The organism is Flavobacterium geliluteum (genome assembly GCF_017948595.1).
Taxonomy (GTDB): domain Bacteria; phylum Bacteroidota; class Bacteroidia; order Flavobacteriales; family Flavobacteriaceae; genus Flavobacterium; species Flavobacterium flavipigmentatum.
In genome coordinates this window covers 110972-125567 of sequence record NZ_JAGFBV010000004.1, presented here as the reverse complement: position 1 = coordinate 125567, position 14596 = coordinate 110972, and the positions used below count along the sequence as shown (strand labels likewise).

At 34.9% G+C, this 14596-nt stretch carries 9 protein-coding genes; 8 read left to right on the top strand and 1 reads right to left on the bottom strand.

The window, feature by feature from the left end; translation table 11 throughout:
• Positions 1 to 245 precede the first annotated feature (245 nt).
• Positions 246 to 1901, top strand: a complete 1656-nt coding sequence (locus J3495_RS03730; protein ID WP_210665233.1) for a M1 family metallopeptidase — start codon at positions 246 to 248, stop codon at positions 1899 to 1901.
• Positions 1902 to 2144: 243 nt separating this feature from the next.
• Here the strand turns inward: J3495_RS03730 and J3495_RS03725 are convergent, their stop codons facing one another.
• Positions 2145 to 3689 (bottom strand): hypothetical protein, encoded by a 1545-nt coding sequence (locus tag J3495_RS03725; RefSeq protein WP_210665232.1) that lies wholly within the window; start codon positions 3687 to 3689, stop codon positions 2145 to 2147.
• 155 nt (positions 3690 to 3844) lie between these two features.
• On the opposite strand from J3495_RS03725, the gene J3495_RS03720 reads away from it, so the two are divergent.
• The 7 genes from J3495_RS03720 to acs all read left to right on the top strand — a co-directional run bounded on the left by J3495_RS03720 (position 3845) and on the right by acs (position 14470).
• On the top strand, positions 3845 to 5020 hold the full coding sequence (locus J3495_RS03720; protein ID WP_210665231.1) for a 2-isopropylmalate synthase: 1176 nt from the start codon (positions 3845 to 3847) through the stop codon (positions 5018 to 5020).
• Between the two features lie 76 nt (positions 5021 to 5096).
• Positions 5097 to 6215: a 3-isopropylmalate dehydrogenase gene (leuB, locus tag J3495_RS03715; protein ID WP_210665230.1), complete on the top strand. Its 1119-nt coding sequence runs from the start codon at positions 5097 to 5099 to the stop codon at positions 6213 to 6215.
• 268 nt (positions 6216 to 6483) lie between these two features.
• The gene (ilvD, locus tag J3495_RS03710) at positions 6484 to 8157 is read left to right on the top strand and encodes a dihydroxy-acid dehydratase (RefSeq protein WP_210665229.1); all 1674 of its coding nucleotides are present in this window, start codon (positions 6484 to 6486) and stop codon (positions 8155 to 8157) included.
• 58 nt (positions 8158 to 8215) lie between these two features.
• Positions 8216 to 9913 carry a biosynthetic-type acetolactate synthase large subunit gene (gene ilvB / locus J3495_RS03705; protein WP_210665228.1) on the top strand — a complete coding sequence of 566 codons (1698 nt, stop codon included), beginning with the start codon at positions 8216 to 8218 and terminating at the stop codon, positions 9911 to 9913.
• Between the two features lie 84 nt (positions 9914 to 9997).
• A complete protein-coding gene (ilvN, locus tag J3495_RS03700) occupies positions 9998 to 10519 on the top strand; it encodes an acetolactate synthase small subunit (RefSeq protein ID WP_210665227.1) in 522 nt (173 codons plus the stop codon).
• Positions 10520 to 10584: 65 nt separating this feature from the next.
• Positions 10585 to 12054, top strand: a complete 1470-nt coding sequence (gene ilvC / locus J3495_RS03695) for a ketol-acid reductoisomerase (protein ID WP_210665226.1) — start codon at positions 10585 to 10587, stop codon at positions 12052 to 12054.
• A 505-nt stretch (positions 12055 to 12559) separates the two neighbouring features.
• Positions 12560 to 14470: an acetate--CoA ligase gene (gene acs, locus J3495_RS03690; RefSeq protein WP_210665225.1), complete on the top strand. Its 1911-nt coding sequence runs from the start codon at positions 12560 to 12562 to the stop codon at positions 14468 to 14470.
• The last annotated feature ends 126 nt before the right edge of the window (positions 14471 to 14596 follow it).

The window sequence follows — 14596 nt, the reverse complement described above, 5'->3', positions numbered from 1 at the left end:
ATAAAAACTTTTTAATTTCTAGTACCAATACATTCGGTTTTCACGACAGTGAAAGAAAACTATTCTTAAACGAATTTCATCAATTTTAGAATGTTCTTAAAAGTTAAAAAAGAGAATAGTAATCAATTTTAAAACTACTTTTTTAGAATAGCTATCGTTAAAACAGTAAAAACTTAATCGTAATGTTTACTTTTGTTATGGATTAATTTCGCATCTGTAACTTTATTTATACCAAATTTCTAAAAATGAAAAAATATTTTGGTGGCGTTTTTTTCGCCTTTCTGGTTGGTTCTTCAGCCAATGCACAAGGACTTCTTAACAAGTCTGAAACCGTTTTTACACATCAGGATACCTTGCGCGGAAGCATCACAAAAGAAAGAGCTTGGTGGGATTTGAAATACTATCATTTGGATATAAAAGTAAATCCTGGAGACAAAACAATCAAAGGTTCCAACACGATACGTTATACAGTTTTAAGTGATTACAAAAAAATGCAGATCGATTTGCAGGAACCTATGCAGATTTATAAAGTAATGCAGGACGGAAAAGAATTGAAATTTGAAAGAGAAGGAAATGTCTTTTCTATCGAATTGACCGCTGCTCAAAAAATAGGTGCAACCAAAGAAATTGTTATTTCATTTGGAGGAAAACCCAAAGAAGCGATAAAACCACCTTGGGACGGAGGAATTACTTGGAAAAAAGACAAAAACGGAAAAGATTTTATTGCGTCTTCCTGTCAGGGATTGGGTGCGAGCGTTTGGTGGCCGAACAAAGATCACATGTATGATGAAGTAGAAAATATGCTCATTAGCGTGAATGTTCCGGGAGATTTAACCGATGTTTCAAACGGAAGATTGCAAAGCGTTAAAAAAGAAAAAGACGGCACTAAGACATTCAATTGGTATGTTTCGAACCCTATTAATAACTACGGAGTAAATATAAATATTGGCGATTACGTTAATTTTTCTGAGAAATATAAAGGAGAAAAAGGAGATTTAGATTGTAATTATTATGTTTTAAGAGACAATTTAGAGATTGCCAAAGAACAATTTAAAGATGCGCCAAGAATGTTAAAAGCATTTGAAAACTGGTTTGGTCCGTATCCTTTTTATGAAGACAGTTACAAATTGGTAGAGGCACCTTATTTAGGGATGGAGCATCAAAGTAGTGTGACGTATGGCAATGGGTACAAGAACGGTTATTTGGGTCGTGATTTAAGCGGAACAGGCTGGGGATTAAAATTTGATTTTATCATCATCCATGAGTCTGGGCACGAATGGTTTGCTAATAATATCACTTACAAAGATATTGCAGATATGTGGATTCACGAGAGTTTTACCAATTATTCGGAGAGTCTTTTTGTAGAATATTATTATGGTAAAGAAGCGGGAGCAGAGTATGTAATAGGTTGTAGAAGAGGGATTCAGAATGATAAACCCATTATAGGGCATTACGATGTCAACAACGAAGGTTCTGGGGATATGTATCCAAAAGGAGCCAATATGCTGCACACCATTCGCCAAATTATTAATGATGATGCCAAATGGAAATCGATTTTAAGAGCTTTAAACAGTACCTTTTACCACCAAACGGTAACTTCTAAGCAAATTCAGGATTACATCAATACGCAATCCGGAATTAATTTCAGCAACGTTTTTGCACAATATTTGACAACAACTCAAATTCCGGTTTTAGAATATATTTTTAAAGACGGACAATTGGGTTACCATTGGACAAACTGTGTACCCAACTTTGATATGCCTGTAAGAGTGACTGTAAATGGTGTTGAAACTTGGTTGAAACCTACTACAAGCTGGAAATCAGAGAAAGTAACAAACGAAAATCGAATTTTAGAAGTTGATAAGAATTTTTATGTAACTAGTGCTAATATTGTGGAATAAGCCAATTATAATTGATACAACAAACTCGATAGATTTTTAAAGTCTGTCGGGTTTGTTGTTTAGTTAAAATTTGTCATTTCGACAAAGGAGAAATTTTCGCAAGTGGCTCGACAAAGATTTGCAATTTTATGCACGTTTTTTTTAAAATTTTCCATTCGGTAATGACAAAAAACGGTGTCAACGCTTTTAATCTTTCCCCCATTTTTATTAGAATTTGGATTTTAAAATATTGGATTTTAAACCCTATCGACTATTCAATTTTGCCTTTTCCTTAATAATATCGGCTATTTTTCGATTTTCGATTTTGCTTTCAAGCCAGGAAATAATATCCAGATATAAAAAAGCTCTTTTTTCGTAAGTATTCTTTTCAAGTTCTACAAAACGAACATGCATTTTTTTGAATTCTTTTTTAATATCAGCAGGATAAAAATTATTCAGATTTTTTAAAAACTTGATAATTTCTTTTTGAACTTCATGCAAGTCGTTCATTTTCAATAAGAATTTATACGTGTTTTTAAGATGATTTTCTAGGTAATAATCTTTTCCTAACTCATAATGCGCAATTAAAGACAAGAGCCTTGCAAAACACATTAAATCTTCCCGCATCGTTAAGTTCTTATTATTAATGATTTTATCTAAATAATAAATACATTCTGTATACTTTTCATTTCCAAAATAAATAGAGGCAATTTTATAGAAAAATAACATTTCGTGATGTTCGTCAAGATGTTCGCTGTGTAATTTTATCTTATCTAAAATTTCAGGAATCAGATATTCACTTTCGGCAAAAGTTCCTTCCAGAATATGAAGATTCAGCTTATTATTATAGATATATAAAAATGATAGCGATGCAATGTTATCATTTGCAGGAAATTTATCATCAGTAATAGTTTGTTCTAAAAGCGATAAGTATTTCTTAAAATTAGACGTATACTTAAGCATATAAAGCGATTCCAGAAAGTAATGATTCCCTTTTAGAAAAAATACCGGATTTTGATAGATCATATTTGGGTTATCATAAAATAAAGTAACCCATTTATAAGCATATTTATAACTCGCTAAAAAGTCCTGAACCAAGAAACTGCGCCATAAATTGGCATTATAAAACCAATATTTTTCACGAAAACCAAATTTAGTTTCGTCTAATTTGGCAATATGTTTATTAAAATAATCGTCGATGTATTTGTACTCTTCGTCACTTTTTACGTAACCCGTTTTTAGCATGATTCCGTACAATTGAAGCGATAAATTTGATAATTTGCTTGAGATTGTATTTCTGTAATTCAATTCTTTGGCCTGAATAACCAATTCATCGGCACGCCCCTGAATACTTCGGGTGATGTATTGTGATTCGATCAATTTTTCGAATTCTACAATTTCATACGCAATTAATTTTTCGTCATTTTCAAGTGCAATAATTTTCGTTTTGTCCAGAATTTTCAAACTCTGTTTGTATAAACCTTTATTGTACAAAATAACCGCAAAATCGATTTGTTCACGCAGTTGATAACGAATATTTTGGCTGGGAATATTCAATCGTATGCTGACCAAAATTTGCTTGTACAAATATGATTTTAAGTTAGAAAGCTGTACTTTTTTGATAATACCACTCTTTAGAATGAGCTTCTCATCGTAGGTTTCGGATTTATCTAAAATGTTAAATAATTCAATAAATTTCGTATTAGAACTGGTTTCGAGTCGGCTCGCAAAAATTTTAAACTGCCTTTTTTCCGACTTTGAAAGAGATTTAATCAGTACAAATAAGAAATCTTTTTGATGGTTAGCCATTGTAAAATATAATAATATAAATTATTGATTTTCAGTTGTTTAATTCGTTATAAATTGTTTTATGAACAGTATAATTTCGTTAAAATGAATTTTGTACTTGAGAACTACAATATATATTTGTTATCAAGATGTGAAATTACATTAAATAAATGAATATGAATAGAGAGAAAGTTCAAATTTTTGACACCACTTTGCGCGATGGTGAACAAGTTCCAGGATGTAAGTTAGATACTAAGCAAAAATTAGTTATCGCAGAACGACTTGATAAAATGGGAGTTGACGTAATCGAAGCAGGTTTTCCGGTGTCAAGCCCGGGCGATTTTTTATCGGTCTCTGAGATTTGTAAAATTGTAGAAAATGCAACCGTCTGCGGACTTACAAGAGCCGTAAAAAATGACATTGATGTTGCTGCAGCTGCATTAAAGCATGCTAAAAGACCCAGAATCCATACCGGGATCGGAACTTCAGAATCTCACATCCTTCATAAATTAAATACCACAAGAGAAGATATTATTGCAAGAGCAAAATTTGCAGTATCTCACGCGAAATCCTACGTTGAAGACGTAGAATTTTATGCCGAAGATGCAGGAAGAACAGATAATGCTTTCCTGGCAAAAGTTTGCGAAGAAGTAATTAAATCTGGCGCAACTGTACTCAATATTCCGGATACCACAGGATATTGCTTGCCGGAAGAATACGGAGCAAAAATTAAATACTTGAAAGAAAACGTAAAAGGAATCGAAAACGTGATTCTTTCCTGTCACTGTCATAATGATTTAGGAATGGCAACCGCTAACTCGATCGCAGGAGCTATAAATGGTGCCAGACAAATAGAGTGTACTATAAATGGTATTGGAGAAAGAGCAGGAAATACTGCACTTGAAGAAGTTGTAATGATTTTCAAACAACATCCCTACTTAAATTTAGACACCAATATCAATACCAGAGAATTAAACGAAATGAGCCGTTTGGTTTCTGAAAGTATGGGAATGATTGTACAGCCCAATAAAGCTATTGTTGGCGCAAATGCGTTCGCACACAGCTCCGGAATTCATCAGGACGGGGTGATCAAAAACAGAGCTACTTATGAAATTATGGATCCGCTGGATGTTGGTGTAAACGAATCTTCGATTATTCTAACAGCAAGAAGTGGCAGAGCAGCGTTGGCTTACCGTGCAAAAAAAGTAGGTTACGAGCTTACAAAAGTACAATTGGATATCGTATACACTGAGTTTTTGAAATTTGCAGATATCAAAAAAGAGGTTTTAGATGCTGATATTCATCAAATTATAGAAGCTTCAAAAATTGAAGGCGATTTAATAAGAAGCTAGTTGAAAAAGAGAATAGAGTAAAGAGCATAGAAGAAAGAGAAAAATAAAGATTTAAATACATAAAGAACGAGACGTTATGAATTTGAAAATAGCTGTGTTACCAGGAGACGGAATAGGTCCAGAGGTCATTTTACAAGCCAAAAAAACATTGTATGCGATTGGCGAGGTTTACAATCATGAATTTGTTTTTGAAGAAGCGCTCATGGGCGCAATCGCCATTGACAAGACAGGAAATCCATTGCCAGAACAAACGCTAAATCTTTGTTTGAATACAGACGCCGTTTTATTTGGGGCTATTGGCGATCCAAAATATGATAATAATCCAAATGCAAAAGTTCGTCCAGAGCAAGGATTATTAAAATTGCGAAAAGAATTAGGTTTGTTTGCAAATATTCGACCAATAAAACCTTATAAAGCCTTAATTGACGCTTCTCCGTTAAAGAGAGAAATAATAGAAGGAGCAGATTTTACTATTTTTAGAGAACTGACAGGAGGCGCTTATTTTGGAGCCAAAACCCTCAATGATGAAGGGACATACGCTTCGGATTTATGTGAATATTCAGAGGAGGAAATTACCAGAATTACACATTTAGCTTTTAAATCGGCACAAAACCGACGTAAAAAGTTAACAATGGTAGACAAAGCGAATGTTTTGGAAACCTCGAGATTATGGAGAAAAGTGGTGCAGAAAATAGGCGAAGAGTATCCGGATGTGCTTCTGGACTTTTTGTTTGTTGATAATGCTGCAATGCAAATCATTCTGAATCCAAAACAGTTTGACGTGATTTTGACAGAGAATCTTTTTGGAGATATTTTATCAGATGAAGCAAGTGTGATTACAGGCTCTATAGGACTTTTGGCTTCGGCTTCATTGGGCGAAAAAAATGCTCTTTTTGAACCCATTCACGGATCATATCCGCAGGCTAAAGGAAAAAATATTGCCAATCCTATTGCTTCTATTTTATCTGCGGCGATGTTGCTGGAACATTTTGGTTTGTTTAAAGAGGCCAATGTGGTCTATCAAGCGGTTGAAAAAGCAATAGAATTTCAAGTTGTAACCACAGATTTAAAACCCGATTCAAAATTTGGGACTAATGAAGTAGGAGAGTTTGTCTCAAACTTTATTTTTAGTAAAGACGATTTGTTGTATTTTAATAATGATAATGTTCATATTGGTCAATCAACAATAGTTTAAATTTTTTATTAAAATTATAAAATAAACAACAAAAAGTATTTAAAAAGTTGAGAATTTATTTTTTTAGTCCTTATAGTTTTTATACTTTTACAGAGCTAAAAAAACTAATAATGCAAATCTCAATTATTATTACTACTGTCTTTGTTGTCAATGTGATTCACACATCTGCATCGGGAATGTTATAAATATAATTGAAAAAATATATTATAAACCTTCCAGATATTGGGAGGTTTTTTTTTGAATAAAAATTAAAATACAATTTAACATAATGGAATTAAATAAGTACAGCAAAACCATCACTCAAGATCAAACACAACCTGCAGCGCAAGCCATGTTGTATGGTATTGGTTTAACTGAAGAAGATTTGAAAAAAGCACAAGTAGGCATTGTCAGCATGGGTTACGAGGGAAATACCTGCAACATGCATTTGAACGATTTGGCAAAAGATGTTAAAAAAGGGGTATGGGATGCAGATTTAGTCGGACTTATTTTTAATACTATTGGAGTGAGTGATGGGATTTCAAACGGTACAGATGGAATGCGTTTTTCATTGGTTTCCCGTGATGTTATTGCCGATTCTATTGAGACTGTTATGGGCGCACAATGGTATGATAGCTTGATTGCTATTCCGGGTTGCGATAAAAATATGCCAGGAGCTTTGATGGCAATGGGAAGAGTAAACAGACCCGCTATAATGGTTTACGGAGGATCTATTCATTCTGGAACATGGAAAGGAGAATCGTTAAATATTGTTTCTGCTTTTGAAGCTTTGGGGAAAAAATTTAAAAACGAAATCTCACCGGAAGATTTTAAAGGGGTAATACAAAATGCTTGCCCAGGAGCAGGTGCCTGTGGCGGAATGTACACAGCCAATACCATGTCTTCTGCAATTGAAGCGTTGGGAATGAGTTTACCATATAGTTCTTCAAATCCTGCTTTGAGTGACGAAAAAAAGCAAGAATGTTTTGATGCAGGAAAAGCGATCAGAATATTATTAGAAAAAGATATTAAACCAAAAGATATCATGACACGCAAAGCCTTTGAAAACGCAATCACTTTGGTGGCGGTTTTAGGAGGTTCTACCAATGCTGTCATGCACCTTATAGCAATGGCTCATGCTGTAGATGTGGATATTACAATTGATGATTTTCAAAGAATTAGTGATAAAACACCTGTTCTTGCCGACTTAAAACCTAGTGGTAAATACATGATGGAAGATATTCACGCTGTTGGAGGAGTTCCTGCCGTGATGAAATATTTGCTAAAAGAAGGTTTGATTCATGGAGATTGTTTGACTGTAACAGGAAAAACAGTAGCCGAAAATTTATCTGGAATTCCAGATTTACAGGATGGTCAGCAAGTAATTCATGAAATTCAGAAGGCCTTAAAACCAACCGGAAATATTCAGATTTTATACGGTAACCTTGCTTCTGAAGGGGCTGTAGCTAAAATTAGCGGAAAAGAAGGAGAATATTTTGAAGGGCCGGCTGTAATTTTTGAAGGTGAATTTGATGTTATTCCCGGTATTCAGGCCGGAAAAGTAAAACCAGGTGATGTCGTCGTCATCAGGAATTGTGGACCAAAAGGTGGTCCGGGAATGCCCGAAATGCTAAAACCGACTTCTGCCATTATAGGAGCAGGACTAGGAAGTAGCGTTGCTCTGATTACAGATGGTAGGTTTTCAGGAGGTTCACATGGTTTTGTGGTAGGTCACATAACACCTGAAGCGTATGATGGAGGCGGTATTGCATTAGTTCAGGAAGGCGATTTAATTGCCATCGACGCTGTAAAAAACACCATCGACCTTAAAATATCCGATGAAGAATTTGCTAAAAGAAAAGCTAACTGGGTTCAGCCCGCTTTGAAGGCGACAAAAGGAGTTTTGCTTAAATATGCAAGGTCTGTTTCTAGCGCTTCTACCGGTTGCGTAACCGATAAATAATCGACAAAAAACGAATTTGAAATGTATTTTTTCAAATTCTAAACAATAAAATTACCAAATGGGAAAGATAAAAATATCAGGCGCCGAAGCCGTTATTAGATGTTTGCTGGCAGAAGGAGTAGACTTGGTTTATGGTTATCCGGGAGGAGCTATAATGCCGGTTTATGACGAATTATATAAATTTCAAGATCAATTACACCATGTTTTAGTACGTCACGAACAAGGGGCAACACACGCAGCTCAAGGATATGCGAGAGCTACAGGAAAAGTAGGGATCGCAATTGCTACCTCTGGGCCAGGTGCTACAAATTTAGTTACAGGAATTGCAGATGCACAAATAGATTCGACTCCGATGGTCTGTATCACGGGGCAGGTGGGAAAACATCTATTGGGTTCTGATGCTTTTCAGGAAACTGATATTATCGGAATTTCAACCCCGGTTACCAAATGGAATTATCAGATTACAGAGGCTTCTGAGATTCCTGAAATTATTGCAAAAGCATTTTATATTGCCCGTTCCGGCCGTCCAGGTCCTGTATTGATTGATATTACCAAAAATGCTCAATTTGATGAACTTGAGTTTAGTTACGAAAAATGTACTTCGATCAGAAGTTATGTTCCGGTTCCTAAATTAAAATTAGATCAAGTAGCTGCGGCCGCAGAATTAATTAATACTGCTAAAAAACCCTTTATCGTTTTTGGGCAAGGAATTATCTTAGGCCAAGCCGAAGCTGAATTTAAAGCTTTGGTTGAAAAATCTGGAATTCCTGCCGCCTGGACGATTCTTGGACTTTCGGCTTTGCCAACGGATCATCCTTTAAATGTTGGAATGTTGGGAATGCACGGAAATTACGGACCTAATTTACTAACCAACGAATGTGATGTTTTAATAGCTTTCGGAATGCGTTTTGATGACCGTGTAACGGGAGATTTGAAGACTTATGCCAAACAGGCAAAAGTGATTCATTTTGAAATAGATCCGTCAGAAATTGATAAAAATGTAAAAACCGAAGTAGCAGTTTTAGGTGATGTAAAAGAAGCTTTGACTGCCTTATTGCCTCTAATTGACCAGAAATCGCATGAATCTTGGCACAACGAGTTCAAAGAAAAACAAAAAATTGAGTTTGAATCGGTAATAAAAGAAGAATTAAATCCGACAAATGATAAAGGTATTTCGATGGGAGAAACCATCGAAATGATCAATAAACATTCAAAAGGTGATGCTATTATGGTTTCGGATGTGGGCCAGCATCAGATGTTCGCTTGTCGGTATGCAAAATTCAATTCGACCAAAAGTAATATTACTTCCGGAGGTTTAGGAACTATGGGATTTGCGTTGCCAGCTGCAATTGGAGCTAAAATGGGAAGACCGGATCGTGAAGTAGTCGCTATTATCGGTGATGGAGGTTTTCAGATGACGATTCAGGAATTGGGCACCATTTTTCAGACCAAAGTTCCTGTAAAAATTGTTATTCTAAACAATGAATTCCTCGGAATGGTACGTCAGTGGCAACAATTGTTTTTTGATAATCGGTATGCTTCTACAAAAATGATCAATCCCAATTTTGTAGCCATTGCTGAAGGTTATCATATCAAAGCAAAAAAAGTCACCAAACGTGAGGATTTAGATGCTGCTGTAGCAGAAATGATGGCTTCAAAAGATTCTTATTTCTTAGAAGTAATGGTCGAAAAAGAGAACAATGTATTTCCAATGATTCCTACAGGAGCCAGTGTTTCTGATATTAGATTGAGCTAGAGAAAAAAAGTTTCAAGTTTCAGGTTGAAAGTTTCAAGTTAAGATGTGGACTTGAAACCTGAAACAAAAATAAACTAAAAAAAGATGGAAGATAAAATATTTACCATATCGGTATATTCAGAAAATAACGTTGGATTGTTAAACAGGATATCTGGAATATTCTTAAAGCGACACATTAATATATTAAGTCTAAACGTTTCAGAGTCAGAAATCGAGAATGTTTCTCGGTTTATTATTGTAGTTAGCACAACCGAAAAATGGGTTCAGAATATTGTGGGTCAGATTGAAAAGCAAATTGAAGTGATAAAAGCTTTTTATCATACAGATGAAGAAACCATTTTTTTAGAAAATGCATTGTTCAAAATTGCCTCCAATTTATTATTTGATGAAAAACAAATTCAGAATATCATCAAAGATAGCCAATCGACAATTGTAACGGTTTCTCGTGATTTCTTTGTGATTTCAAAATCAGGAAGACGTTCCGAAATTGAAGAATTATATGAAAAATTTAAACCATTTGGCATCATGCAATTTGTACGTTCGGGCAGAATATCTGTTTCTAAAGAAAAAATGGAGATATCAACATTATTGGAATCATTCAAATAATACAATTTTAATCAACGGTTAATCAAATTATTAAATTACACATTCATTAAATATTTTTAAAAAAAATGGCAAATTATTTCAACACATTACCACTTAGATTACAATTAGAACAATTAGGCGTTTGCGAATTTATGGAGCAATCTGAATTTGCAGACGGAATTTCGGCATTAGCAGGAAAAAAAGTTGTTATTGTTGGTTGTGGTGCACAAGGTTTGAATCAAGGTTTAAACATGAGAGATTCAGGTTTAGACATTTCGTATGCGTTGCGCGCTGATGCAATTGCAGAAAAAAGAGCTTCCTATAAAAATGCTTCCGAAAACGGTTTTAAAGTAGGTACTTATGAAGAATTGATTCCGACTGCTGACTTGGTTTGTAACTTAACGCCAGACAAACAACATACTGCGGTAGTTACTGCCATTATGCCATTAATGAAAAACGGTTCTACATTAGCCTATTCTCACGGATTTAATATTGTAGAGGAAGGAATGCAAATTCGTAAAGATATTACGGTTATCATGTGTGCGCCTAAGTGCCCAGGTTCTGAGGTGCGCGAGGAATATAAAAGAGGTTTTGGTGTACCAACACTTATTGCGGTTCACCCGGAAAATGATCCAAATGGCTTTGGCTTAGATCAGGCAAAAGCGTACGCTGTAGCAACAGGCGGTCATAAAGCAGGAGTTTTGAAATCATCATTTGTGGCTGAAGTAAAATCAGATTTAATGGGTGAGCAAACAATTCTTTGCGGATTGTTGCAGACGGGTTCTATTTTGTGTTTTGATAAAATGGTAGAGAAAGGAATTGAACCTGCTTATGCTTCAAAATTCATCCAATATGGATGGGAAACCATCACAGAAGCTTTGAAACATGGTGGTATCACCAATATGATGGATCGTCTTTCTAATCCTGCAAAAATTGAAGCGTATGAATTGGCAGACGAATTAAAAGATATTATGCGTCCGTTATTCCAGAAGCATCAGGATGATATTATTTCTGGGGAGTTCTCCAGAACAATGATGATTGACTGGGCCAATGATGATATAAATTTATTAAAATGGAGAGCGGCAACAGGAGAAACTAACTTTGAGAAAACGGCTCCTCAAGAGGCTTCAATTCCAGAGCAGGAATATTTTGATAATGGCGTTTTGATGATTGCAATGGTCAAAGCTGGTGTTGAATTGGCTTTTGAAACCATGACAGAAGCAGGTATCATCGAAGAATCTGCTTATTATGAATCATTACACGAATTGCCTTTGATTGCTAACACAATTGCAAGAAAGAAATTATTTGAAATGAACCGTGTAATTTCGGATACAGCCGAATATGGTTGTTATTTATTTGATCATGCTTGTAAGCCTCTATTGACTGAATTCATGAAAAAAATCGATACAAATGTAATTGGAAAACCATTTTCAACTTCAAACGGAGTAGACAATGCTGTTTTAATTGCCGTAAATAAAGAAATTCGCCAACATCCTATCGAAGAAGTGGGAGAATGGTTGAGAGCGTCTATGACCGCAATGAAAAAAATTGGATAATAAAATTGGGAATTACCACACATCAAAATGTGATGGGATTTGCACTGTATCTTTGATTTAAATATAATATTTTGAATTAGTAAGCACTTATTTTTAAATAATACAGATATAGATGCATATTACATTCACTTAACCTCATAACGATTGAAGTTAAGTTGCGGTAATCTCAAGGATTGGGGTACGTTTAGTTGATGAGCGTACTTGTTGAAATTTCTGTTTTAATTAATTAAAGTTGCTACTATTTTTACAATAGTACAAAGTTGGTAATTGTTAATTACAAGATTAATTGTTATTGAAATTGTTTTAGGGAAAAGGCATGGTATTTTTTACCATGCCTTTTATGCAGAAAGTATTCTTTGTTTAAAAAAGTGTTTTTTTATATTAAATACATAAAAAAAAGGTGTTTTTTTTATTATGTGTTTTTTTTTCATAAAATTTATAAATTAAATAGTTTTTAGAATACGTCGATATTTAATACATTTATAAAAAAAAAATTCCACAAGCTATGAGTTATTATAAAATTGAAAATTTAGAACAATATTTTAAGCATTACAATAAATCAATTAGAGAACCAAGAAAATTTTGGGGAAAAATAGCGGAAGAAAACTTCACTTGGTACCAGCAGTGGGACAAAGTGGTGGATTTTAATATGGCTGATGCCGAAGTAAAATGGTTTACAGAAGCCAAAGTTAATATTACCAAAAATTGTATTGACAGACATTTAAGCAAAAGAGGAGAGAAAACGGCAATTATCTTTGAACCGAATGATCCCTCAGAAAGTGCACTGCATATAACGTACAACGAACTTTACGAAAGAGTTTCTAAAATGGCGAATGTTTTGCGCGAGCAAGGCGTTCGAAAAGGAGATCGAGTTTGCATTTATTTGCCTATGATTCCAGAATTGGCAGTTGCTGTTTTGGCATGTGCCCGAATTGGCGCCATACATTCTGTGGTTTTTGCAGGATTTTCAGCCTCTGCTGTTTCGGCTAGAATTAATGATTGCGATTGTAGCATGGTAATTACTTCTGACGGAGGTTACAGAGGAAATAAAACCATCGACTTAAAAGGAATTATCGATGAAGCTTTAGAAACTAGTCCTTCGGTAACTAAAGTTTTGGTTGTCAAAAGAACGAATACAGATGTTAAAATGAAAGAAGGACGTGATTTATGGTTGCAGCCTTTGTTGGATGCAGCTTTGGATAACAGCGTTGCAGAAATAATGGATGCAGAAGATCCGTTATTTATTTTATACACTTCTGGTTCAACCGGTAAGCCAAAAGGAATGGTACATACGACAGCAGGATATATGGTGTATACTGCTTATACTTTTAAAAATGTTTTTAGCTACGAAGAAAATGATATTTTCTGGTGTACTGCAGATATTGGCTGGATTACCGGTCATTCATACATTGTTTACGGGCCATTATTAAACGGAGGAACTACTGTAATTTTTGAAGGAGTACCTTCATATCCTGACTTTAGCCGTTTTTGGGAAATTATAGAAAAACACAAAATAACACAATTTTACACGGCGCCAACAGCTATTCGTTCATTAGCAAAAGAAAGTTTAGATTATATTCAAAAATACCCTCTAAAATCGCTGAAAGTCATTGGCTCGGTAGGTGAACCTATCAATGAAGAAGCTTGGCATTGGTTTAATGATCACGTGGGAGATAAAAGATGTCCTGTGGTAGATACTTGGTGGCAGACAGAAACAGGTGGTATTATGATTTCGCCAATTGCATTTGTAACCCCAACAAAACCTACTTATGCCACACTGCCATTACCCGGAATTCAGCCAGTTTTGATGGATGAAAAACGTAATGAAATTGAAGGCAATCAAGTAGTAGGAAGTTTGTGTATTAAATTTCCGTGGCCAGGAATTGCAAGAACCATTTGGGGAGATCATCAACGTTATAAAGACACATATTTCTCTTCTTTTCCTGGTAAATATTTTACTGGTGACGGAGCATTGAGAGATGAAGTGGGTTACTACAGAATAACGGGCAGAGTGGATGATGTCGTGATTGTATCAGGTCATAATTTAGGGACTGCGCCAATAGAAGATGCTATCAATGAGCACCAGGCTGTTGCAGAATCTGCGATTGTTGGTTTTCCGCATGACATCAAAGGAAATGCCTTGTACGGATATGTAATTCTGAAGGAAACAGGTGAAGTTCGTAATAAAGAAAATCTGATGAAAGAAATCAATCAATACATTTCTGATCACATTGGACCTATCGCAAAATTAGATAAAATTCAGTTTGTATCTGGCCTGCCAAAGACCCGTTCAGGAAAAATCATGCGTAGAATTTTACGTAAAATAGCCGAAGGAGATTTTTCTAATTTTGGTGATACTTCTACTTTATTAAACCCTGAAATTGTAGAAGAAATTATGAATAACAGAATTGCATAACTTTTAAATTACGAGTTACAAAAGGGCCTTTCCTTCTTATTTTTAATAAAGGATAGGCATGAAAATATTTTTTAAAAAAGAGAGGCTATTTTTTGACAGCCTCTCTTTTTCTGAAACATTTGATAT